Source organism: Bradyrhizobium sp. WSM1743, assembly GCF_000473065.1.
GTDB lineage: Bacteria > Pseudomonadota > Alphaproteobacteria > Rhizobiales > Xanthobacteraceae > Bradyrhizobium.
In genome coordinates, this window is sequence record NZ_AXAZ01000050.1 from 1 (window position 1) to 23,272 (window position 23,272).

General features: G+C 64.9%; 23 protein-coding genes. 13 read left to right on the forward strand and 10 right to left on the reverse strand.

The window, feature by feature from the left end; genetic code table 11:
- Window positions 1-329: 329 nt before the first annotated feature.
- The 6 genes from YU9_RS0125825 to YU9_RS0125855 form a co-directional block, all read right to left on the reverse strand.
- Window positions 330-641: a hypothetical protein gene (locus tag YU9_RS0125825; protein WP_027575395.1), complete on the reverse strand. Its 312-nt coding sequence runs from the start codon at window positions 639-641 to the stop codon at window positions 330-332.
- A 331-nt stretch (window positions 642-972) separates the two neighbouring features.
- A complete protein-coding gene (locus YU9_RS0125830) occupies window positions 973-1,320 on the reverse strand; it encodes a DUF3088 domain-containing protein (RefSeq protein WP_027575396.1) in 348 nt (115 codons plus the stop codon).
- Window positions 1,321-1,376: 56 nt separating this feature from the next.
- Window positions 1,377-1,955, reverse strand: coding sequence for a hypothetical protein (locus YU9_RS0125835; RefSeq protein ID WP_027575397.1), 579 nt, complete (start codon window positions 1,953-1,955; stop codon window positions 1,377-1,379).
- A gap of 203 nt (window positions 1,956-2,158) precedes the next feature.
- A complete protein-coding gene (locus YU9_RS0125840) occupies window positions 2,159-3,472 on the reverse strand; it encodes a tetratricopeptide repeat protein (RefSeq protein WP_027575398.1) in 1,314 nt (437 codons plus the stop codon).
- Window positions 3,473-3,487: 15 nt separating this feature from the next.
- A complete protein-coding gene (locus YU9_RS0125845) occupies window positions 3,488-4,498 on the reverse strand; it encodes an aldo/keto reductase (RefSeq protein ID WP_027575399.1) in 1,011 nt (336 codons plus the stop codon).
- 297 nt (window positions 4,499-4,795) lie between these two features.
- Window positions 4,796-5,221 carry a PaaI family thioesterase gene (locus YU9_RS0125855; RefSeq protein WP_027575400.1) on the reverse strand — a complete coding sequence of 142 codons (426 nt, stop codon included), beginning with the start codon at window positions 5,219-5,221 and terminating at the stop codon, window positions 4,796-4,798.
- 59 nt (window positions 5,222-5,280) lie between these two features.
- Here YU9_RS0125855 and YU9_RS0125860 point away from each other — a divergent pair, with 59 nt between their 5' ends.
- A complete protein-coding gene (locus tag YU9_RS0125860) occupies window positions 5,281-5,907 on the forward strand; it encodes an NUDIX domain-containing protein (RefSeq protein ID WP_027575401.1) in 627 nt (208 codons plus the stop codon).
- 56 nt (window positions 5,908-5,963) lie between these two features.
- On the forward strand, window positions 5,964-7,181 hold the full coding sequence (locus tag YU9_RS0125865; RefSeq protein WP_027575402.1) for a hypothetical protein: 1,218 nt from the start codon (window positions 5,964-5,966) through the stop codon (window positions 7,179-7,181).
- 171 nt (window positions 7,182-7,352) lie between these two features.
- Here YU9_RS0125865 and YU9_RS0125870 read toward each other — a convergent pair whose 3' ends face one another.
- Window positions 7,353-7,658: a hypothetical protein gene (locus YU9_RS0125870; RefSeq protein WP_027575403.1), complete on the reverse strand. Its 306-nt coding sequence runs from the start codon at window positions 7,656-7,658 to the stop codon at window positions 7,353-7,355.
- 193 nt (window positions 7,659-7,851) lie between these two features.
- Between YU9_RS0125870 and YU9_RS0125875 the strand changes: the two genes are divergently transcribed.
- From YU9_RS0125875 to YU9_RS0125895, 5 genes are all read left to right on the forward strand, one after another.
- Window positions 7,852-8,331: a hypothetical protein gene (locus YU9_RS0125875; RefSeq protein WP_027575404.1), complete on the forward strand. Its 480-nt coding sequence runs from the start codon at window positions 7,852-7,854 to the stop codon at window positions 8,329-8,331.
- Window positions 8,332-8,734: 403 nt separating this feature from the next.
- Window positions 8,735-9,682, forward strand: coding sequence for a TAXI family TRAP transporter solute-binding subunit (locus tag YU9_RS0125880; RefSeq protein ID WP_027575405.1), 948 nt, complete (start codon window positions 8,735-8,737; stop codon window positions 9,680-9,682).
- Window positions 9,683-9,897: 215 nt separating this feature from the next.
- The gene (locus YU9_RS0125885) at window positions 9,898-12,009 is read left to right on the forward strand and encodes a TRAP transporter permease (protein ID WP_027575406.1); all 2,112 of its coding nucleotides are present in this window, start codon (window positions 9,898-9,900) and stop codon (window positions 12,007-12,009) included.
- Window positions 11,970-12,389 carry a DUF1850 domain-containing protein gene (locus YU9_RS0125890; RefSeq protein WP_027575407.1) on the forward strand — a complete coding sequence of 140 codons (420 nt, stop codon included), beginning with the start codon at window positions 11,970-11,972 and terminating at the stop codon, window positions 12,387-12,389. Before YU9_RS0125885 ends, YU9_RS0125890 begins: the two co-directional genes overlap by 40 nt.
- Before the next feature lie 11 nt (window positions 12,390-12,400).
- Window positions 12,401-13,207, forward strand: coding sequence for an SDR family NAD(P)-dependent oxidoreductase (locus YU9_RS0125895; RefSeq protein WP_027575408.1), 807 nt, complete (start codon window positions 12,401-12,403; stop codon window positions 13,205-13,207).
- A 79-nt stretch (window positions 13,208-13,286) separates the two neighbouring features.
- Here the strand turns inward: YU9_RS0125895 and YU9_RS0125900 are convergent, their stop codons facing one another.
- Together YU9_RS0125900 and YU9_RS0125905 are read right to left on the reverse strand one after the other, a co-directional pair.
- Entirely contained in the window at window positions 13,287-14,057 is a 771-nt protein-coding gene (locus YU9_RS0125900) for a hypothetical protein (protein WP_027575409.1), read from the reverse strand.
- Between the two features lie 136 nt (window positions 14,058-14,193).
- Window positions 14,194-15,738 (reverse strand): sodium:proton antiporter, encoded by a 1,545-nt coding sequence (locus YU9_RS0125905; RefSeq protein WP_027575410.1) that lies wholly within the window; start codon window positions 15,736-15,738, stop codon window positions 14,194-14,196.
- Between the two features lie 115 nt (window positions 15,739-15,853).
- On the opposite strand from YU9_RS0125905, the gene YU9_RS0125910 reads away from it, so the two are divergent.
- The 5 genes from YU9_RS0125910 (at window position 15,854) to YU9_RS0125930 (ending at window position 21,209) form a co-directional block, all read left to right on the forward strand.
- Window positions 15,854-16,612, forward strand: coding sequence for a tetratricopeptide repeat protein (locus YU9_RS0125910; protein WP_027575411.1), 759 nt, complete (start codon window positions 15,854-15,856; stop codon window positions 16,610-16,612).
- Between the two features lie 237 nt (window positions 16,613-16,849).
- Window positions 16,850-18,241 (forward strand): tetratricopeptide repeat protein, encoded by a 1,392-nt coding sequence (locus tag YU9_RS0125915; RefSeq protein WP_027575412.1) that lies wholly within the window; start codon window positions 16,850-16,852, stop codon window positions 18,239-18,241.
- Window positions 18,242-18,631: 390 nt separating this feature from the next.
- The gene (locus YU9_RS0125920) at window positions 18,632-20,554 is read left to right on the forward strand and encodes a propionyl-CoA synthetase (RefSeq protein WP_027575413.1); all 1,923 of its coding nucleotides are present in this window, start codon (window positions 18,632-18,634) and stop codon (window positions 20,552-20,554) included.
- 153 nt (window positions 20,555-20,707) lie between these two features.
- The gene (locus tag YU9_RS0125925; protein WP_027575414.1) at window positions 20,708-20,977 is read left to right on the forward strand and encodes a hypothetical protein; all 270 of its coding nucleotides are present in this window, start codon (window positions 20,708-20,710) and stop codon (window positions 20,975-20,977) included.
- Window positions 20,978-21,002: 25 nt separating this feature from the next.
- Complete coding sequence (locus tag YU9_RS0125930; RefSeq protein WP_027575415.1) at window positions 21,003-21,209, forward strand: DUF6494 family protein; 207 nt, start codon at window positions 21,003-21,005, stop codon at window positions 21,207-21,209.
- A gap of 136 nt (window positions 21,210-21,345) precedes the next feature.
- On the opposite strand, the gene YU9_RS0125935 is transcribed toward YU9_RS0125930, so the two are convergent.
- The gene (locus YU9_RS0125935) at window positions 21,346-22,038 is read right to left on the reverse strand and encodes a DUF1013 domain-containing protein (protein WP_027575416.1); all 693 of its coding nucleotides are present in this window, start codon (window positions 22,036-22,038) and stop codon (window positions 21,346-21,348) included.
- 265 nt (window positions 22,039-22,303) lie between these two features.
- Here YU9_RS0125935 and ispH point away from each other — a divergent pair, with 265 nt between their 5' ends.
- Window positions 22,304-23,272: a 4-hydroxy-3-methylbut-2-enyl diphosphate reductase gene (gene ispH, locus YU9_RS0125940; protein WP_027575417.1), complete on the forward strand. Its 969-nt coding sequence runs from the start codon at window positions 22,304-22,306 to the stop codon at window positions 23,270-23,272.

The window sequence follows — 23,272 nt, forward strand, 5'->3', positions numbered from 1 at the left end:
GACCTCCCGAGGTAAGACCGACCGCCTTCACCGCACGCCCGCCGGATTTACCACCCCGACCCTTGATGACCATGGACTTCGCAATCATGTGCTTGCTCGTCCGGCCGGGTAGGCCTCGTTATCCGGTTCTTGTCCATCGGGTCGCGGCTTTGCCCCGCGCTGTCTTCAGACCCCATCTCGCGATGACGCCCTTGCGCTTCGCTAATCCTTCGCCGTCATCAGGCTGGATAGAGGACTTCCACCTCCAAGCTGTCGTTCATACTCGGCACACACAAAACAGGCCCGCATCTCCGCGGGCCTCTTGTCTTGTGTCTTACCAGCTCTGTGTCTTACCAGCGTCCGCCGCCGAAGCTGAACGTCACGCCGGGACCGCCGCCATAGTACCCATAGGGACCGCCGCCATAGTACCCATAGGGGCCGCCGCCGTAATAGCCGCGGCGCGGGTAATAGCCGTAGCTTCTGTAATAGGGCCGGTAATAGCCGTGATGATGCCGCCAGTGATGATGCCTGCGGTGCGCGCTGATGTCGGTGGATTGGCTTTCCTGCGCGGTCTGCTTGGCGCTTACGCTGCCGGCCGCGTTCGCCGATCCGCCGACAAACGCCGCCGCACCGAGGGCGATCGCGGCAATGAGATATTTCATGTCATCACTCCAGTTGAATGTCGTGTGACAACACATGAGCATCCCGTGTGTTCCGGCCAGTGCGGGCGTCGAAACGACGCAGATGTCAGTTCCGATTAACGCTCGTTAACGTCTGTGGATGTTTGAACGCCGCGCTTGTCGCATGACGACGCGTCGCTTGCTTACCCGTGCCCCCGACGCAGCGCAGCGTCTCTTCGACCATGCGCTGCTGAGCCGGGGCCCATGTTCCTGGTGTGCCCGCTGCATGGGTCCCGGCTCTGCGCAGCAGCGCGAAGAGCGCTGCAGCGCGTCCGGGACACGAGAGTGGGCACGCAGATTTTGGCACACCCTCTCATGGATGCGGATCGGGAAAGCCGTGGCGCTCGGAGAGCGCGGCGAGGATTGCGTCCTTGTCGGCGATGAAGGCGCGGCCCTGGTGGCTGCCGGTTTGGTGCGGCGAAGTCGCCCCAGTCGCGAGCACGAGCAGCGGCAGCGATTGGTTCTCCTCGCCGACCAGCGCGATCACGGCTTGCCGCGGCCGTGGCCAGGCTATCCGCTCGACCTCGAGCTTGTCGGCGAGCTGTGGAAATGAGGCCAGCACGCCCTCGATCAGGGCGCAGTGCCAGCAATAGAAGCATTGGCCCGGAAAAGCCGGATCCTCGAAGCCGGGACGCAGCAGAAACAGGCGGTCGCGTTTCATGGGTTGCTCCGTGGCGTCGTCGCGATCGTACACATTGAAGCCAGCGGATGACGGAGCTACTTGAACGGGTCCTGGATCGACGGGGCCGACTGGCGGATCCGGCGCACGCTGACCGGCGTGCCGTCGGAGACGAACAAAAGCTCGTAGGTCCGGCCCTCATTGTCGGTCGCCGAGCAGGTGACGTCGTTCACCTTCCTGGCGGCGAAATTGCCGGTCTGGCGGCAGATACCGGTCGAGGTCTGCTCGGCCGGCACCGGCAGGCCGTCGACCCTGGGGCGGTCCTTGGAGTTGAGCAGCATGCGGTCGATCGGCAGCTCGTAGGAATTGTCATCGGCGCGCTTGCCGTTCTCGCCGGAGAACGACACGACGTGGCTGTCATCGGAGGGGTCGTCGACCGCGACCGCGAAATTGACCCGGCCCCTGTCGCCATGGGCATAGGCCACCGTCTTGCACGGGAAGGTGCGGCCTGCGACCCTCAACGTCTTGCAGTGGCCGGACATCAGCGCCAGCAGATCGATGAAGGCGTTCTGCTGCACTTGCGGATTGTTGACCGGAATGGGTTTGGAAGTCTCGGCAAAACAAGGACTTGCCAAGGCCACGAGCAATGCGGCGAGGACCGGTCGGCAGAGGCGCATTGTTGGGCTCGTATGCCAGGGGGCCGTGACGGCGGAAAGGTTCCGCACCATAACCATCGAATCGTAAATTGGTTGCGATCCCGTTCGTTCTGCAATTCCGGTCTGGAATACCACCGCGTCACCCCCGACGACGATTCGTCCAAATCGCCCGATCCGTCCCATCAGGCACATGCCATCAGGGCGGTGTTTTTTTCGTGGCGGAGTTAGCCTATCGCCGCCTGCCAGCGCGCATCGCGTAGGGACGGCCGGCGGTGGAGGCGGGCGTCCAGCAGGGCACGCGCGCGAGGCAGATCACCGCTGCGCATGAGCGCGACGATAAAGGTGTCCTCGATCAGCTCGCGTTGGGCATGGCTGCCGCCGATGCGCACGACGTCGCCGAGGACCGGCGCGAGCATCCGCACGCAAGTCCCGTAATCCTCATCGGCGAAAGCCGCGAGCGCCCGGAAGATCGCCGGCACCACGGAGCCGGCCGGCAGCTTACCCTCAGCGAGCCGCTGCTCGATCACCGCAAGGCGCGCGGCGAGCGCCTCGCGGTTTTGCGTCGCGGCCGCGAACAGCGCCATGTGGACGTCCGCAAAGGACAGGCTCGACTTCGGAAACAGTCTTTGCGCGGCGGCGTCGGCCTCGACCCACAGCGCCTTCGGCACGGTATGACCGTAAGCCGACAGGCGCCAGAGCAGGGAGGCACTGTCGGTGACGACGTTCAGTGGCGGCGCCTGCGTCGTGGCAGGCTGAAGCACGTCGGCATAGATCGCAAGCGCCCGTGCGGCATCGCCATGTTCAAGCGCGCCGAGCGCCTGATGCCAGCGGATATGGCCGTGCAGGATTCCGGCGCGGTCGTAAGTCGGGATCCATTCGTCGACGAGGCGGTCGGCCGCGTCGATCGATCCATCCTCGAACATCGCATGCAGCACCGCGTGCACGGCATGGGCATTCTCCCGGCGCAGATTGAAGCCGCGCTCGGTGACGGCATGGCCGCGCGCGACGTCGCCATTCTCCGTCATCGCCCAGCCGGACATGGTGAGGAACCACCAGTCCTCGCCGTAATGCTGCGCGACGCGCTCGCAGAGCTCGTGCCGGGCGCGATCGTGATCTGCCATGCCGGAGAAGGCGAACAGGCCGAACGCGCCGAGCGGCAGCGATAGCACCACGGCGTCGCGGGGCCATGCGTCGATGTGCTTCAGCGTCGATGCGATCGCCTCCGGCAGCCGGCCCTCGATCGCGAGCGCCAGCGTCTCGACATGCGAGCGCTCGCGCTCGGTGCCGCGCTTGGCGACCAGCTCGCGGGCGAGCGCCGCCTTGCCTCGGGCGAGATCGCCCTGTTGGTAGAAGGCATGCACGCGACCGCGTGCGATATGGGCCAGCGCGAAATCCGGGTCGGTCGCAATCGCGCGCTCCAGCGTCTCTGCCGTGCCGGTCCACCCAGAGAGCATGAGATCGACGCCCTCGCGATAGGCGCTTGCTGCCTCGTGTGAGCTGGTGGAGAGCGCCAGGCCATAGCGGTCTTCAAGCGCCATCGAGGTCTCCCGTTCTCACGCCGTCCGCGCGCGGCGGCCTTCGATCGGATAGGCCGGGTCGTTATAGCCCGGCGTTGAGGGATGGCCTGGTGTCACCAGCCGGTCGATCAGCGCCTCGTCCTCCGCGGTGAAACGATAATCGAGCGCGCTGATGTAGCCGTCCCATTGCTCCTCGGTGCGGGGACCGGCGATCACCGACGAGACGAAGGCGGAGTTCAACACCCACGCGACCGCAAACTGGCCGGCGGTGATGCCTTTCTTCTTCGCGTGCATCTTGATCTCCTGCGCGAGCTGAAGCGATTCCGGCCGCCATTCGGTCTGCATCATGCGGGTGTCGTTGCGGCCAGCGCGCGTCTCCTTGTCGGGGGCTGCATCGGGCTTGTACTTGCCGGTGAGCACGCCGCGCGCCAAGGGACTATAGGGCACGATGCCGAGGCCGTAATAGGAACAGGCTGGGAAGTGCTCGACCTCCGGCATGCGGTTCATGGCGTTATAGTAAGGCTGGCTCACTGCAGGCCGGTCGATGCCGAGCCGATCGCAGATGTTGCAGATCTCGGCAACGCGCCAGGCGCGGTAGTTCGAGACGCCGAAATAGCGCACCTTGCCCGCGCCGATCAGATCGCCCATCGCGCGCACCGTCTCCTCCAGCGGCGTCGCATGATCTTCCTTGTGCAGGTAATAGATGTCGATGTGGTCGGTGCCGAGCCGCTTCAGGCTCTCGTCAGCGGCCTGCAACACCCAGCGCCGCGACAGTCCGCCGCGATTGGGATCCTCGCCCATGGGATTTGCGAGCTTTGTCGCGAGCACCCAGGCGCTGCGATTGCTGGCGATCGCGCGGCCGACGACCTCCTCGGATGCGCCTTTCGAATAGGCGTCGGCGGTGTCGATGAAGTTGATGCCGGAATCGAATGCCTTCGCGATGATCCGTCTTGACGCGGCTTCATCCGTCGGCCCGCCGAACATCATGGTGCCTAGACAGATCGGCGACACTTTCAGGCCGCTGCGGCCGAGCTGACGGTATTGCATGGGCGGGTCCTCGGTGCGTTTTCATGCACCAGCATAGCCGCCCGGTACCGTCATTGCGAGCGCAGCGAAGCAATCCAGAACTGCATCCGCGGCAAGATGCTGGATTGCTTCGCTGCGCTCGCAACGACGAAGTGGACGCTCATGCCCCATGCTCGGTGTCATCGCCCGCGAAGGCGGGCGATCCAGTACACCGAGACGGCTGTGATCGATCGAGAGGCCGCGGCGTACTGGATTCCCCGCCTTCGCGGGGAATGACAGCGGGGGTGTGGCGATCAGCAGGGCAGGCCTGACTGCTCGCTACCCCGGCCCCTTCAAGATCTTGAACACGCCATTCGCCATCACGATGCAGCGGTCGTCCACCGTCACCTCGGTGCTCATGAAAATCAGGCTGCGCGTCGAGCGCACCACGCGGGGGCGGGAGATCAGGATGTCGCCGATCTGGCCGGCCTCCACGAAGTGAGTGTCGAGCTGCACCGTCGCCATGAACTCCTTGCCGGAGGTGTAGCGGGCGGTCATGCCGCAGGTGCGATCGGCGAACGTCATCATCACGCCGCCCTGGACCATGCCGCGGCGGTTGTGGTGCTTGTCTTCGGTGGCGAGTGCGAACTCGTAATGGCCATCGACCTTGCGCTCCCACAACGGGCCGATCAGGTGCAGGAAGCCCGTGGTCTCCAGGGTGCTCCAGCCCTCTGATTTGAGCCTTGCGGCGGCCTTGTTGGTCATGTCGTCGTCCGTTCCTGTGCGGGCTCATTTCATCGGGGCCGGACGTGGTGTAGTCAAGCATCATGAGACCGTTCGACGATGCCACACGGCGGAATATCGCGGATGCCTGCGCAGCCTTCACGCGCCTGCGGGAGGATGATGCGCCGGCGACGCTGAAGCGCGCCGCGGTGGCGGTTGCGCTGACCGCGAGCGACGGCGAGGACACTGCGCTGCTGCTCACGCTGCGCGCATCGCATCTGCGCGCCCATCGCGGTCAATGGGCGCTGCCTGGCGGCCGCTGCGATCCCGGCGAGACGCCGGTCGAAGCGGCCCTGCGCGAGCTTGACGAGGAGCTTGGCCTTCGCCTCACGAATACGGATGTGCTCGGTACGCTGGACGATTACCCGACACGTTCCGGCTATCTGATCACGCCGGTCGTGATCTGGGCTGCCGATACCGCCGCGATCAGACCGAACCCGGACGAGGTCGCATCCGTCCATCGCATCGCGTTGGCAGCGATCGAGCGCGACGACGCTTTCGATTTCGTCGTGATCCCCGAAAGCCGCCGCCGCGTCATCCGCTTCCATCACCAGATGAGCCTGATCCACGCCCCGACGGCGGCGCTGATTTACCAGTTCCGCGAGGTGCTGGCAGGGCGGCACACCCGCGTCACCGACCTGGAACAGCCGGTATTTGCCTGGAGGTGACGATGGTAAACGGCGCGTTAACGTGACGGTTACCGGATGCCTGCTAAGAGGGCAGCATGCATCACATACCGATTCGACGCGTCCTGACGCTGGTTCCACTCGCGCTCGTCCTGATCTCGCCCGCGGCGCGCGGCGGCGAGGCAGACGCGTTCCCGCCCGCCGTTCGCAATGCCAACGCCCAGCTGCTGTCGCAGTTTTTCGCGCAAGGTGGGGCCTCGCCGGCCGTGCTCGAATATCGCCGCAAGCTTGCGGAATATCAGGCCGCGCGTGCCGCCTTCGATGCCGAGGCCGGCGCCTATTGGAGCCAGATCTCCGAGAAGCGGAGGACCCGCAACGCCAAGCGGCGCAGCGGACAGCAGATCACGCTCGACGATTACGTGCTGGAGCATCCGCCGCTCTACACCGGGCCGAAGCGGCCGGTGAACCCGGAGCCGGAGGAGACGCCGGAGCGTCCGCCCCGAAAGCCCATTCCGGTGGTCGCCGATTTGCTGCGCGCGGCGCAGGAGCTCTATCAGTTCACGCCGCAAAGCCCGTCCAGCGAGCTCGAGTTCAAGCGCGCCTATGCGCGCTACGCGCTGGCCTTAGGGCTTACGCGCGAGCAGGCGGTGCGGGTCTATTCGTTCGAGACCGGTGGCACCGGCAGTTACGACGTGCAGGCGGGCATCGAGCATGGCGGCAAGCGCGCGATCTCGACCGCGATGGGCTACAACCAGCTGCTGACCACCAACAGCGTCGAGCTGCTCGCCGAGCAGGGGCATGAATTCATTCGTGCGCTCTCGGAGAAGCTGGCGCGAAGCTCGGGACCTGCGCGCCAGGCGCTCGAGCACAAGCTCGCCGTGCTCAAGAAGATGGTGGCGCATGCGAAGTCGGTGCCCGACACCTGGTCGGAGCACGAGAAGATCGGCAACACGCCGCAGGGCTGGGCCATGCATGCGATGGTGCTGGACATCGACATCGGGCCGATGCTGCAGACTCACAAGCTATTGACCTCGGTGCTGTTCGCCCGCGCCAAGGGCTACGGCCGCCCGCTCACCGCGGCCGAGCTCGAGATGATGAATCTCACCGGCGACGGCACCGGCCTCGACATGGTGACGATGCCGCAGGCGATGCGCGAGCAGGTGCCGACCTCGAACTTCTTCCAACGCGGCGGCTATGAGCGCAACCCCGTCGCGATCCGTCATAACACGGTGGCGAAGTTGCTCGCGGTGACGGATGAGCGCATGGACTCGAACAGCAGCAAAGCCGGCGCAAGGGAGCTGGCGGGGGCGTTCTAAGAGCAACCGCTCTCGCCACGTCTTCCGCTGTCATACCCCGGCTTGATCGGGGCATCCAGTACGCCGCGGCCTCTCGATTCAATCACAACGGCCTCTGGAATACTGGATCGTCCGCCTTCGCGGACGATGACGCCGAGTGTGTGGCACCGCTATCGGCCGCTAGCTCAAGCCCTACTGATCCGGCCCGAACTTGAACTTGCCGTCGCCTTCGAGATAGGGCCCGGTGCGCATGTAGAGCTGGCCGTTGTGGCCGATGAAGAACAGTGTGCCCTTCGGCACCTTCTTGGCACCCTTCAGCAGCTCGCCGGCGTTGCTGGTGCCCATCTTGTAGGAGTAGGTCTTGCCGTCCTTGTCATAGGCGTAGCCCGTGTCGGGCTTGAGCTCCCAGGGCGTCGCTCCGCTTTGCGCCAATGCGGGCCCCGCGCATGCGCCGAGCGCGGCTGCGATTGCAAATGTCTTGATTGAAAATGCCGTCATCCCATCCTCCCACGGTCGGGACATTCCAGGCTTGAACAAATCACGAACGATGTGTCCGGGTCAATTTGCGAAAGCGCCGCAGCGCATCACGTCTTGCCCAGCAGCTTGTGATTTTCCCTTCGTCCCCTCGCGACTATGTTCCGCTTTCCGTCTAGAACGCAACTCGACAAAATTATTGGTGGGGATGATTCGGATGCGCCATGTGATCAAGCTTTGCTGGGCCGCTGTAGTGTCGCTGACGGCGCTGGCGCCGGCAGCCCGGGCCGATGATTACCAGCTCAGCCACAACCAGCGAATTTCCTGCAGCCGCGGTCTTGCCCCGGGCAAGCTGAACACGGCGACCTGCAAGTCCTACACCTATCTCTTCAACACCAAGACCTCGGAATATTTCCGCTGCCAGGTCTCCCTGGCGCTGACCCGCGACAACAAGGAGGTCATCAACGTCCAGACCGACGGCGGCTGCACCAAGAAGCCGCGCATCTTCGAGACCGACGGCAAGTATGATTTCGACGCGACCGAGACCGAGCCGCCGAACACCAACTCGTTCTTCGGTCCCGGCGGCTATTCGGTCTGGGCCGCCGACGTCACCGCGCAGAAGATCCGCGGCTGCATCACCATCTCCTCCGGCCTTGGCTCCGACATCTCCAAATGCCTGGACATGATGTTCCAGTAGGGCGCCCGACGTGGCTGCGGGTGAAGCCCCTCTGTCGCCGTGATGACGGTGCGCTCCCTCCCCCGCCTGCGGGGGAGGGCTGGGGAGAGGGTGTCTCCAGAACGGGACAGTCCCCTAGAGGAGAAAACCCTCACCCGGCGCCATAGCCGATGCGAAGCATCGGCGTCTTGCAGAACGGCGGCCAGAGGCCGCCTATTCCGACCTCTCCCGCACGCGGGAGAGGTGCGGAGCTCGTGCCGCGCGCGATTCAGCCTCGCGCTGCGCCACCTCGCCGCACCCGCCGGGTTCCCCAAAAATCCAGCCGGAACGGCGGTTTACCGCAGTCCTGTTTTGCCTTTTGGATGGGTTGACCCGCACTCCTCATCCGGCCAATTTCGCCGCCGGTTTGGGGAGTACAACAACCATGAAACGGACGATTTTCGGCGTGGCCGCAGCTCTAGCTCTGGCGGCGTCGGCACCTTGCGCGCATGCGCAATCCTTCATCAACGTGCTGACCGGCGGCACCTCGGGCGTCTACTATCCGCTCGGGGTCGCGATCGGAAAGATCTATGGCGACAAGATTCCGAACGTGAAGACGCAGGTGCAGGCCACCAAGGCGTCGGTCGAGAATTTGATCCTGCTGCAGCAGGGCCGCGGCGAACTGGCGTTTACGCTGGGCGACTCGCTGAAAGCGGCCTGGGACGGCGAGGAGGAGGCGGGCTTCAAGACCAAGCTCGACAAGCTGCGCACGATCGGCGCGATCTATCCGAACTATATCCAGATCGTCGCGACCGCCGACAGCGGCATTAAGACGCTCGCCGATCTCAAAGGCAAGAGCTTGTCGGTCGGCGCGCCGAAATCGGGCACCGAGCTGAATTCCCGCGCGATCCTCAGCGCAGCCGGCATGAGCTACAAGGATCTCGGCAAGGTCGAATATCTGCCGTTCGCCGAATCCGTCGATCTCATGAAGAACCGGCAGCTCAACGCGACGCTGCAATCGGCCGGGCTCGGCGTCGCCTCGCTGAAGGACCTGTCGACCTCGAGCCCGATCACGGTGGTATCGGTGCCGAAGGAGACCGTCGACAAGATCGGCCCGCCCTTCGTCTCGGCGATCATTCCGGCCAACACCTATACCGGCCAGGACAAGGACGTGCCGACTGCGGCCGTGATCAATTATCTCGTCACGAGCTCCGCCGTATCGGACGATCTCGCCTATCAGATGACCAAGCTGGTCTACGAGTCGCTGCCGGAATTGCAGAATGCCCACGCAGCCGGCAAGGAGATCAAGCTCGAGACCGCCGCGGCAGGCAGCCCGGTTCCGCTGCACCCCGGCGCGATCCGCTACTACAAGGAAAAGGGGCTGATCAAGTAGTCTCCCTCCGTTGTCATTCCGGGGCGGCTCGCCAGAGCCGAACCCGGAATCTCGAGATTCCGGGTTCGATGCTCCGGGCCGCGCTACGCGCTCCCGTCACATCGCCCCGGAATGACGGAGAGGATTATCGCGAATGCCCGGGACAAGCCCGGGCATGACGTTTTTAGAGCCCGTGCCATTGCTAATTCGGCAGGACAGGCTGAGGACGATTTGAAATGCTGGAAAAAGCAGAGGCCACCGAGACCCCCATCAAGGTCGAGTTCGACAATTTCGAGCATGGCTTCCCGGAAGGTTTTGGTCCGGGCTGGTGGGGCCAGCTCGCCTATTGGATCGGCATCGCATTCGCGACGTTCCAGCTTTATGTCGCTGCGTTCAACTATCTGCCGAGTCAGGTGGTTCGCGGTGTCCATGTCGGCTTTCTTGTCCTGCTCACCTTCGGCCTGATCGCCAACTTCACCGCGAAGAGTAATTTTGGCCGCGCGCTCGGCTGGCTGATCGGCGGCGCCGGCTTCCTCTGCGGTCTCTACCAGTGGATCTTCTACGCCGACCTGATCGCCCGCGACGGCGATCCGACCCGGCTCGATCTCGTGGTCGGCACGCTGCTCGCGGTGCTGATCTTCGAGGGCACGCGGCGCCTGATGGGCGCGGCGCTGCCGCTGATGTGCGGCGCCTGCCTGCTCTACTGGTTCTTTGGCCAGTACCTGCCGTCGCCGCTCAATCATCGCGGCTATGATTTCGACCAGATCATCACGCATCTGTCGTTCGGCACCGAAGGCTTTTACGGCGTGCCGATCTACGTCTCGGCGACCTACATCTTCCTGTTCATCCTGTTCGGCTCGTTCCTCGAGCGCGCCGGCATGATCCAGCTGTTCACCGACGTCTCGCTCGGCCTGTTTGGCCGCACCCGCGGCGGCCCTGCCAAGGTCGCGGTGTTCGCCTCGGGCATGATGGGCACCATCTCCGGCTCGGGCGTCGCCAATGTCGTGACCGTCGGCCAGTTCACGATTCCCCTGATGATCCGGTTCGGCTATCGCCGCGCCTTCGCCGCCGGCGTCGAGGCGACGGCCTCGATGGGCGGCCAGATCATGCCGCCGGTGATGGGCGCGGTCGCCTTCATCATGGCCGAGACGCTCGGCGTGCAATATTCGGAGATCGTGAAGGCGGCGGCGATTCCCGCGATCCTCTATTTCGCCTCCGCGTTCTGGATGGTGCATCTGGAAGCCGGCAAGCACGGCCTCGTCGGCATGAAGCGCTCTGAGATCCCGAGCGCCTGGAAGGCGCTGGTGACGCGCTGGTACCTCGTGCTGCCGCTCGCCGCCCTGGTTTACATGCTGTTCGAGGGCTTCACGCCGCTCTATGCCGGCAGCATGGGTCTCGCGCTGACGGTGGCGCTGATCCTGGGGGCGAGCATCACGGCCGGCGTGTCGACGGTGGTCATCCGCTACATCTTCTGGATCGGGCTCGCGCTGGTCGTCGCCGCGCTCTCGCGTGAGGGCCTTCAGATCGTGCCGGTCGCGTGCGTCGTGGTCGGGCTGATCGTGATCACCGCGTTCGTGCGCGGCGGTTTTGCCGCCTTGCGCGCCTGCCGCGATGCGCTGGCCGAGAGCGCGAAATCCGCCATCACCGTCGGCATGGCCTGCGCGATCGTCGGCGTCATCATCGGCATGATGTCGCAGACCGGCGTCGGCACCATCTTCGGCGGCTGGGTGATCGGGCTTGGCGAGAAGAGCCTGTTCCTGGCGCTGGTCATGACCATGCTGCTGTCGATCCTGCTCGGCACCGGCATTCCGACCATCCCGACCTACATCATCACCGCCGCGCTGGCCGCGCCAGCCCTCGCGAAACTTGGTGTGCCGCTGATCGCGAGCCACATGTTCGCGTTCTACTACGGCATCATGGCGGATCTCTCGCCGCCGGTGGCGCTGGCCGCGCTGGCGGCCGCTCCGATCGCGAAGGAGAACCCGGACAAGATCGGCTGGGAGGCGATGCGCATCGCGCTCGCCGGCTATGTCATTCCCTTCATCTTCGTCTATTCGCCGGCGTTGATGCTGCAGGCCGGCGATCCCATGGCGGCCAAGCTCGGCTTCTACGGCGCAGTGGCGCTGGCGAGCTTGAAGGCGCTGGTGGCGATCGCGCTGTTCGGCATGGTCGCGATCGGCTTCCTGTTCACGCGACTAACGCTGATCGAGCGCCTGGTCGCGCTCGACGCCGCGTTCTGCCTGCTCGGCGAATTCCAGTTCAGCGACACCGCTGGCTTCGTGCTCGCTGCGGCGCTCGTGCTGTGGCAATGGCGGCAGCGTCCGCCGGCAGCGGTCGAGGCGGCGTGAGCCTCTGCTTCGCAACGGCGGTTGGCACCAAGGCGCTGGCGCTGTCCGCGTTCACGCTGGTCTGGACGCACTCGATCGCGAAGGTCGACTGGCAGGAAGACTGGCGCGTCACGCCGGCCGGCCTCGAGCTGCTGCAGGTCCGCGTCAAGGGCACCGGCCCCGGCATGGAGCCGCCGCCTGAGGCGCGGCTGGTCGATGGCTGGTTTCAATGGCGGCCGAACCGCGCGCCGATGCCGGAGGTCGTGCTTGGCAATTCGGGCGCGGCCGGGGAATGGCGGTTGTGCCATGAGGGAAAGTGCCGGACATTGTCGGAGATTGTCGGGCGTCCGATCGGTGCTAACGTCACCAAGATGAGCATCTGCGAACAACAAGAGAAATAAGGGAGATCACGATGGATCGGCTCAAGGGCAAGGTTGCGATGGTGGTGGGGGCCGGCTCGATCGGGCCGGGCTGGGGCAACGGCAAGGCGACCGCGGTGACCTTTGCGCGCGAGGGCGCGCAGGTGTTTTGCGTCGATCGCAATGGTGCTGCGGCCGAGGAGGCCGCGAAGATCATCACCGGCGAAGGCGGCACGGCGACGGCGTTCACGGCCGACGTCTCGCGGCCTGCCGAGATCGAAGCGATGGTGGCGGCGTGCCTGAAGGCCTATGGCCGCATCGACGTGCTCGACAACAATGTCGGCATCGCCGAGATGGGCAGCGTGGTCGAGGTGAGCGAGGAAAGCTGGGACCGCGTCTTCAGCGTCAACCTCAAGAGCGCCTATCTCGCCATGAAGCATGTCATCCCCGTCATGGTGAAGCAGGGCGGCGGCTCGATCATCAACATCTCGTCGATTGCCTCGATCCGCCACATGGGCATCTCTTACGTCACCTACGGCACCTCGAAGGCGGCGATGAACCAGATGACGCGCACCACGGCGATCGAGTTCGCGCGCCATCATGTGCGCGTGAATGCGATCCTGCCCGGCCTGATGAAGACGCCGATGGTCGAGCACTCCGCCGGCCTTGCCGCCAGCTACGCCAAGGGCGACGTCGAAGCGATGTGGCGCGCACGCGATGCGCAAGTGCCGATGGGTCACATGGGCGATGCCTTCGATGTCGCCAACGCCGCGCTGTTCCTGGCGTCGGACGAGTCGAAATATGTGACGGGCATCGAGCTCGTGGTCGATGGCGGGATCACGTGCAAGGCGGGGGCGTAATTCCAATCTTGCCCGTCGTCCCGGATCTGCGCTCCGCTTCGCCACGCTTGTCCGGGACGACAGTAGAGGTTGTCGCTACCTACTGCGCCAGCACCAGAATCCCGCCGGCAAAGGCCTGCCACGCTGCGGTCTCGCTGACCGGCCAGTTCAGCACCTTCACCGCCAAAAGCGCGAGCGTGCCGGTGATGTAAACCGGATGCACGCGACCTTCGGTGCGCAAGTCGCGCACCATGGCGACGACGAGCAGAAGGGAGGCGACCACAGCCGGTGCGATCGTCACGGGCACCGGCGGCGGGCCGGGCGGTCCGGGAGGTGCGAGAAAGGTCAGGAACCAGCGCGCAATCGCGGCATCGAGGATCGAGACCGCCGCCAGCAGCATCAGGCGCTTGTGAATCTCGGGTCTGCGCGTGTTCATGATCGCCAGCACGAACACGACTGCGAAGAACGCGATTCCGCTCATCGGCACGATCGAGAAGCCGATGCCGGCTTCCTTCTGCCCGAGCGCGGCGGAATGTTGCATCACGTGCACGGAGGCAAGGAAGCCGAAAATCGTCATCGCCGTCGCGAGCGACACGCCTGCGATGCCGAGCGAACGGTGATTGACCACGCGGCCGGAGGCCGCGAGCCAGGTCTGGAGCACGAAATAGAGCGACCAGGTGAAGAACAGGAGCCCGTGAAAGTGAATTACGGGGCTTGCGGAAAATGTCCGATTGGCGAGCGGCAGCCAATAGGTCGGTGCGAAGCCAAGAAAGGCGGTGGCCGCGCAGGCCAGGGCCATGTGGAAATAAAAATATCGTGCAGGCGACGCATCACGCGCGCGTACACGACGGTCGTCGAACAGGGTCGTCATCAGGAATGTGTCTGGGGAGGCAGCGTTTGGTTCAAACTCGCTGTCGTCCCGGACAAGCGCAAGCGCCGATCCGGGTGGCTATGGGTCCCGGATCGGCGCGCGCTTTGGGCGCGCTTGTCCGGGACGACAGCGGAGATTAACCGCCTGCGCTCAATTCTGCGCGATCGAGCTCTTCCTCGAGCCGGTGAAACGCATCGTCGCCGATCACCTCGGTGGCGCGCAGATCGAAGATCGATTTGCGCGCCGCGTCGATGGCGCGGCGACGCAGGGGATCGGCGGGCAATTCGCCGTTGGCAATGCCGCCGTTCGGATCGGTCTCGGTCTGCATCAGGATGGCGCGATATTCGAGCCGCAGGATCTCCGCCTCCTCCGACGGATCGCTCTCGATCGCATCGAGCGCGGCGCGATAGGCAACCGCGCGCCCGCGGGCGACCTCGATGCCGACGGGATCATCGTCCTTGAGGCCGAAGGCGAGGATCAGCGGCCGCAGCGTCAGGCCCTGGATCACCAGCGATCCCAGCACCACTGCAAACGCAATGAAGACGATGAAGTCGCGATAGGGAAAATTCTCCGGCAGGGCAAAGGCGGTGGCGAGCGTGACGAGGCCGCGCATGCCGCACCAGGAGATGATGAGCCCGCCCTTGGGCGAGGCGACGGCCCTGGGATCCTTCGGATGATAGATCCCCTGCGCCACCAGCACACGCAAGGTTGTGCGATAGAACGTCACCCAGCCGAGGCGCACCAGCATCACCGTGAGCAGGATCCAGGCGGCGGCCACGCAATATTCCCAGCGCACGTCCGCGTCCAGCCGCGTCCAGATCGGCCGCATCTGCATGCCGATCAACATGAAGGCGAGCACGTTGAGCACGAACACCATCGTCTCCCACACCGCATAGGAGGGCACCCGCAGCCGCGCCGGGATGCGCGCCGGCGCGGTCCGTGCGACCGTGATGGCATAGACCACGATGGTGAGGATGCCGGAGAGGCCGAGATGCTCGGCGGCGATCCAGACCAGGAAGGTGGTGGCGAACTGCACGATGATGGCGCTCGGCGCCTCCGTCACGCGCTCCATGAACAGCGGAATGATGCGGCCTGCGGCGAGACCTGCGATGACGCTGCCGACCAGCGCCAGCGCCATGGTCGGCGCGACCTGGCTCCATGTCAGATGCTCGGTGGCGACCGCGCCGACGGCGATGCGATAGATCAGAAGCGCGCTGGCGTCGTTGAGCAGGCTCTCGCCTTCCAGGACCTTGACCATGCGATGGGGCAGCTTCACCTGGCTCAGGATCGCAACCGCAGCGGCCGCGTCCGGCGGCGCCACGATGGCGCCGAGCGCGACCGCGGCGGCCCAGGGCATGTCAGGCATCAGCCGGTGCGCGACATAGGCCACGCCGGCCGTGGTCAGGCCGACCGCGGCGACGACCAGGGTTGAGACCGGAACCCAGTTGTTGCGCAGGTCCCGCAGCGAGGTGTCGAAGGCGGCATCGAGCAGGACCGGTGCGACAAAAAGCGCCAAGGCCAGGTCCGGCTCCAGCGTCCAGGACGGGCTCGACGGCACGAAGGCGATCAGCGCGCCGCCGATGGCGAGAAAGGTTGGGTAGGGGACCTTGATCCGCCGCGCCAGCGCCGATAAGGCAACAGCGCCGAGCAGCAGCGCGATGATCCATTCGAATGTCGACACGACGATCCCCAAAGCCGGTCTGAGCCGCGCCACAAGCTAGCACCAATCTGACCGTATGATGGATAGTACGGCCCCAACGCAAGACCTCAAGACAAGACCTCCGACTGCAACGAGCATGCGTTTTCTTATTCACCTGTTCGGCGCCGGGCTGCTCTACGCACTTTCGCTGTCCCCGGCCGATGCTGCGACCGGCGGCGAGCCGGTGGCCGTGACGCAGGTCGATGTCGCTCCCTGCCTCGCGGCGGCCGCGGCCGACGACATGGACAAGGCAGCCACTGCCTGCGCCGCCGTGATCGACAATGAGAAGACGGCGAAGGGCGACCTGGTCAAGGCACTGATCGCGCGCGCCGCACTCTATGCGCGGCACGATCAGGTCGATCGTGCCATCGCCGACGACAGTCGTGCGCTTTTGCTCGATCCGGGCCTTGCGGATATCTTCAATGCGCGCGGCGAGCTCTGGCTGAAGAAGGGCGACAAGCCCAAGGCAGTGCAGGATTTCGGTGCCGCGCTCAGAATCGATCCCAACCACGCGAAGGCCAAGGCCAATCACAAGGCCATGGCGCGCGAGATCGAGCGGATAGGCGCGCAGATGGCGGTCGCCGGCAAGCCCAGCTTCAATTGCGCGCGAGCGCGTCGCGCGGTGGAAAGGGCGATCTGCGGCAATCGCGAGCTCGCCGATCTCGATCGTGAGGTTTTTGCCTCCAATGCCCGTGCGATCCGGGAGGCGCGCAATGCGGCTGAAGTGAAGGCGCTCCAGCGCGAGCAGGACGAGTTCATCGCGCGCCGCAACGCCGATTTCGGCCGGCCGGGGTACGACCTGAAGAAGGCGATGCAGGAGCGCTTGCAGCGGCTGAACGGGGTGGATGGGTATTGAGCTCTTCGCCTCTCCCCGCGCGCGGGGAGAGGCCGGAATTTGCGTCAGCAAATTCCGGGTGAGGGGGACTTTCCGCGAGCCCAACTCTCGCCGTCCCCGCCGAGACTCCCCCTCACCCCACCCTCTCCCCGCAAGCGGGGCGAGGGAGTGCAGGCACCGCCCGCCACAGGGCAATTTGAACTCATCCCTTGCCAGCCGCGACAATGGTGAGAACCCGACGTCACGGAGCCCTATGTCATGTGCGGCACTCAAGCCTCCGCGCAAGCGCTTTCGCCTGCCAAAATCTCGCTTCGCGCCCTCTTCCTTGGGGCTGCAATGAGTCTCGTTCTCGCGGCCCCGGCTTCGGCGAACGCCGAGTGCGTGCTGGGCAGCAAGGCTGACCCGGCCGAGTTGATCCCGGCGTGCAGCGCCATCATCGACCAGACCGCGAATCCGAGCGCCGATCGTAGCGCAGCCCTCGTCGTCCGCGCCGAAGCCAATTCGCGAACCCTCGGAGGCCAGTCACAGGCGCTGCGGGATCTGGACCGCGCCATCGCGCTCGACGGCAAGAACGCAAAGGCCTGGCGCGTGCGCGGCGACCTCCTGCGCGAGGCCGGCGGCGACCTCAATCGCGCCGCGGCGGATCTGACCAAGGCGATCGAGCTCGATCCTAAGGATGCGGAAGCTTACGAGTTGCGCGGCGTCGTCTACACCAATCAGCGCCGGCTCGACCGCGCGCTCGCCGATTACGACCAGGCGATCAAGCTGAAGCCGGATGATGCGCAGGCCTGGTCCGACCGCGGCGTGGCCTATTATCTCAGCGGCGACAACGAGAAGGCGATCAGGAATTTCGACGAGGCGCTGCGGCTCGATCCCAACCGCGCGCGCACCTACACCAATCGCGGTGCGGCCTATAAGAAGCTCGGTCAACTCGACAAGGCGGTCGCCGATGACGGCGAGGCGATCAGGCTCGATCCGAAGGTGCCGGAGTATTACGACAACCGCGGCCTGACCTATGCCGCGATGGGCGAGTACGACAAGGCGATTGCCGATTACGACCAGGCGATCCTGCGGGAGCAGCGCGCCAACTTCCTGACCAACCGCGGCGATTCCTACCAGTTCAAGGGCGAGCTCGGGGCAGCGCTGAGCGACTACGAGACTGCGCTGAAGCTCGATCCGAATTTCGCAAAGACCTACAACAACCGCGCGGTGCTCTACAAGAAGATGGGGGAGCGTAAGAAGGCGCTGGCCGATTATGAGACGGCGCTCAAGCTCGACCCCGGCAACGAGAATGCAGCGAACGGCCGCCGTAGCATGATCGCCGAGATCGCCAGGTTCGGCGCGGCGTCCCCGGGCCTGATGCATGCGCGCTCGGCCGACGATAGCGGTCCGTCCTTCGATTGCGTCACCGCGAAGCGCGAGGTCGAGAAGGTGATCTGCGCCGATCCGCAGCTCGGAGTGCTCGACCGCCAGATCGCCGAGGCTTATGAGCGTGTGCTGAAATCCGCGAGCAAACGCTCGGCGGATGATCTGCGCAAGTCCCAGCGCGATTTCCTCGTCACGCGCGATGCGAGTTTCCGTCGCCCCGGCTATGACCTGAAAAAGGTCATGCAGGACCGCTTGCAGCGGCTGAATGCGATGGAGGGATAGTCGTTCCTTCGCCTCTCCCCGCGCTTGTCCGCCGAAGCTTCAGCGAAGGCGGACGCGGGGAGAGGCCGGAATTTGCGAGAGCAAATTCCGGGTGAGGGGGGCCTCCGCAAGCTCATCTCTCACCGTGTTTGCCGATGCAGCCCCTCACCCCAGCCCTCTCAGCGCGAGCGAAGCTCGTCGCGGCCCCGTAAGAACGGGGCGAGGGAGCGCTCCGCCGATGCGGCCGGCAGCGTGCCTCCGTCGAAAGGCCCATCCTTTTCAGCTTGAACCGCGGCCCGTTCCCGCGAAAATAAGCCCACAACAAGGCCGGCAATTGATCCTGGTCATGGCGGGGCGCCTGTCCTGCCACAAGGGTCAGGGCCAGGCGAATAAAGGCACGGGAGCGCGGGAATGAACGTCCAAGAAAACGTCGACGGCAAAAGTCGTTATCATGAGGTTCATGCGCGCTCGCTGGCCGATCCCGAAGGCTTCTGGGCCGAGGCGGGGAAGGAGATCGACTGGATCGAGCCTCCGACGAAGATTTTTGATCCCTCGCAAGGGACCTACGGCCGCTGGTTTGTCGGCGGCGTCGTCAACACCTGCTACAACGCGCTCGACCGCCATGTCGAACGCGGCCGCGCCGACCAGGTCGCGCTGATCCATGATTCGCCGTTGACCAATTCGGTCACCAAACTCACCTACGCCGAACTGCTGAACGAGGTCCAGGCGCTCGCTGCCATTATGCAGGATTTTGGCGTCGCTAAGGGCGATCGTGTCATTCTCTACATGCCGATGGTGCCGGAGGCGGTGGTCGCGATGCTCGCCTGCGCGCGGCTCGGCGCGGTACACTCGGTGGTGTTCGGCGGCTTTGCCGCGAAAGAGCTCGCCACACGGATCGACGATGCGCAGCCGAAGCTGATCCTCTCCGCCAGCTGCGGCATCGAGCCCGGCCGCATCGTGCAGTACAAGCCGCTGCTCGACGAGGCGATCAGGCTCGCCGGCAGCAAGCCGAAAGCCTGCATCGTGCTGCAACGTCCGCAGCTGACTTGCGAGATGACGCCAAGCCGCGACTACGACTGGGCGAGCCTGCGCCGCAAGGCGCTGAACGACGGCAAGAAGGCGGCTTGCGTGCCTGTCGCCGCCACCGATCCGCTCTACATCCTCTATACCTCGGGCACGACCGGCGTGCCGAAGGGCGTCGTGCGCGACAATGGCGGGCATCTCGTCGCGGTGAAATGGTCGATGTTCAACCTCTATGGCGTCAAGCCGGGCGAGGTCTGGTGGTGCGGCTCCGATATCGGTTGGGTGGTCGGCCACAGCTACATCGTCTACGGCCCACTGCTGCACGGCGCGACCTCGATCATGTACGAGGGCAAGCCGGTCGGCACGCCCGATGCCGGCGCGTTCTGGCGCGTGATCTCCGAGCACCAGGCCGTGGCCTTCTTCACCGCGCCGACCGCGTTCCGCGCGATCCGGAAAGAGGATCCGGAAGGAAAGTTCATCCGGCAGTACGATCTCTCCAAATTCCGCACGCTGTTCCTGGCCGGCGAGCGTGCCGATCCACCGACGGTGGAATGGGCGGAGCAGCAGCAGAAGGTGCCGGTGATCGACCATTGGTGGCAGACCGAAACCGGCTGGTGCATCGCCGGCAATCCGGTCGGCCTCGGCATGCTGCCGGTGAAGCACGGCTCGCCGACGGTGCCGATGCCGGGCTATCAGGTCGATGTCGTCGATGAAGCGGCAAAGCCGGTCGGCCCCAACACCATGGGCTCGATCGTCATCAAGCTGCCGATGCCGCCGGGCTGCCTGCCGACGCTGTGGAATCAGGACGCGCGCTTCAAGGAGGCCTACCTCAGCGAATTCCCGGGCTACTACAAGACCTCTGATGCCGGCTACAAGGACGAGGACGGCTATGTCTTCGTCATGGGCCGCACCGACGACATCATCAACGTCGCCGGCCATCGGCTCTCCACCGGCGGCATGGAGGAGATTTTGGCCTCGCATCCCGACGTCGCCGAATGCGCCGTGCTCGGCGTCAAGGACGCGATCAAGGGCGAGGTGCCCTGCGGCTTCCTGGTGCTCAAGGCCGGCGTGAAGCGCCCGCCTGCCGAGATCGAGAAGGAGATCGTCGCACTGGTCCGCGACAAGCTCGGCCCGGTCGCCGCCTTCAAGCTCGCCATCACCGTCGGCCGCCTGCCCAAGACGCGCTCCGGAAAGATCCTGCGCGGCACCATCAAGAAGATCGCCGATGGCGAACCCTGGACCATGCCGGCGACTATCGAAGATCCCAAGGCGCTCGACGAGATCGGGGAGGCGCTGAAGGGACGAGTGTGAGGCGAAGCGTCATCCCGGGGCGGTTCGCAGAACCGAACCCGGGATCTCGAGATTCCGGGTCTGGTGCTTACGCACCATCCCGGAATGACGGTGTTGCCGACTTACAATCTCCGCATTCCGCGCTAAACAGGGCCGGCCGATAGGGGATCTCGTATGCCACTCGCCGCCGCGCCACGCCTGCTGACCGCCTTAGCTCTCGCCATCGCTCTCTCCGCCTGCTCGGCGCGCTACCAGACGCCGGTGGCGGTGGGCGGCGACGATGATGACGCGGTCTGCCAGAGCCGGGGCTATGCGCAAGGCTCGCCGGAATACGTGGCCTGCCGCAAGGACCGCGACGTCCAGCGCAATGCCACCATCGCCCGCGCCGACCGCCGCCAGCGCGATCTCGGCGAATACATGCTGAACCATCCCGAGCGGCCGTGAGCCGCCCCAGCCTACGGAGGCCGTCATGAACGAAGACCAGTTCAACACCAGCCTGCGTAAATTCCTGAAGCAAGTCGGCGTCACCTCGCAGCGCGAGATCGAGAAGGCCGTGCGCGACGCGATCGCGGCGGGCCGGATCAAGGGCCACGAGAAACTCAACGCGAAGATGGTGCTGACGATCGACAACGTCGGACTCGTCCACGAGATCAACGACACAATCGAGCTGGGGTGATTTGCCGTTCGGCGAGCCGCACATACGACTCCCGCGCCGACAATGGGCGCGATCTAGATCACAAGCCCAAATAAAAACGCGGCGGGTCGGCCCGCCGCGTTCGAACCGGATTCGAAAGCGAACCGACAGAGGAGAGTTACTCCTCTTCCTCCTGCTTCTTGCCGCCGAGCGTCTTCAGCTTGGCGAACACGGCGTCGACATTGAGATCGTCGCTGGACTTCTCCGCGGGCTCGTACTCGTCCTTGCGGGTGGTCTCGGAGGCCGGCAGCAGGGTCGCGCCGCCATAGGTTGCGTCGATCGGCTTTTCCTTGGCGGCGCGTTGCACCTCGAAATCGAGTTCGATCTGCGAGCACAGGCCGAGGGTGACGGGATCGATCGGGGTCAGGGACGACGTGTTCCAGTGGGTACGGTCGCGCACGCTCGCGATCGTGCTCTTGGTGGTGCCGACCAGGCGCATGATCTGGGCGTCCTTGAGTTCCGGATGGTTGCGCAGCAGCCAGAGGATGGCGCTCGGACGCTCATGGCGGCGCGAGACCGGGGTGTAGCGCGGGCCCTTGCGCTTGGGCTGGGGCGGCAGCACCACCTTGCTCTCCTGGAGGCGGAGCCGGTAATCCGGGTTCTTCTCGCCCTTCTCGATCTCCTCGCGGGTCAGCTGGCCGTTGGAGAGGGGATCCATGCCCTTGATGCCCTGGGCCGCGTCGCCATCGGCGATGGCGCGCACCTCGAGGGGATGCATCTTGGTGAAATCGGCGACCTGGTCGAAGGTCAGCGCGGTGTTGTCGAGCAGCCAGACGGCGGTCGCCTTGGGCATCAGAGGTGCGTTGCTCATGGCAAATCTCCTTTGTGCTTCGCCCACCCCTCTGGAGGCGAAACCGGTGGTCATCAGCGATGACAGGGAATTCGCGCTATATAAGCCCTGAGGGGCTAGCCATGCAATGGTTCTGCTATAGATAGTGCCTTGACACCGCCCGAAAGGGGGCCCAATTCCCTTTGAACCGCTGTAAGGTTCAAGCCGACAGTTTTAAGCCCAATTCCCATCCATCGACCGCCCCCCGCCAGAAGGCGAACGGGTGATTCGGTCCCGAGATCGCGCAATGTCAGCCAAACCAGACCTCAAGATCGTGCTTTGTTCTCCTCGCGGCTTCTGTGCCGGGGTGGTCCGGGCGATCGACACCGTGGAACGGGCGCTCGATAAGTACGGCGCCCCCGTCTATGTTCGCCACGAGATTGTGCACAACAAGTACGTCGTCGATGGGTTGAAGAAGAAGGGCGCCATCTTCGTCGAGGAACTGGCGGAAATCCCGGAAAATACCACCGCCCCGGTGGTGTTCTCGGCGCACGGCGTGCCGAAGTCGGTTCCGGCCGACGCCCAGTCCCGCAATCTGTTCTCGCTGGATGCGACCTGCCCGCTGGTGACCAAGGTGCACCGCGAGGCTGCGATCCATTTCAAGCGCGGCCGCGAGATCTTCCTGATCGGCCATTCCCACCATCCCGAGGTGGTCGGCACGCTCGGCCAGCTTCCGCCCGGCGCCGTGACTCTGATCGAGACCGCCGAGGACGCCAAGACCATCACGCCGAAGGACCCCAACAATCTCGCCTTCGTGACCCAGACCACGCTATCGATCGACGACACCGCGGAGATCGTGGCGCTGCTCAAGGAGCGCTTCCCGAACATCAACGGGCCGCACAAGGAAGACATCTGCTACGCCACCACCAACCGCCAGCTCGCGGTGAAGAAGGTGGCGCCGGTGGTGGACGCCCTGATTGTGGTCGGTGCGCCGAACTCGTCGAACTCGCAGCGCCTGCGCGAGGTTGCCGAGCGCGAGGGCTGCAAGATCGCGGTGCTGGCGCAGCGCGCCACCGACATCGACTGGAGCAAGTTCGGCAACATCACCAGCCTTGGCATCACCGCGGGCGCCTCCGCGCCGGAAGTGATCGTCGAGGAGATCATGGACGCCTTCGCCGAGCGCTACACGCTGCATGTGGAGACGGTCTCGGCCGCGGAAGAGAACGAGTTCTTCCCGCTGCCGCGTCAGGTGCGCCCCGAAGCTGCCGCCGAGTAG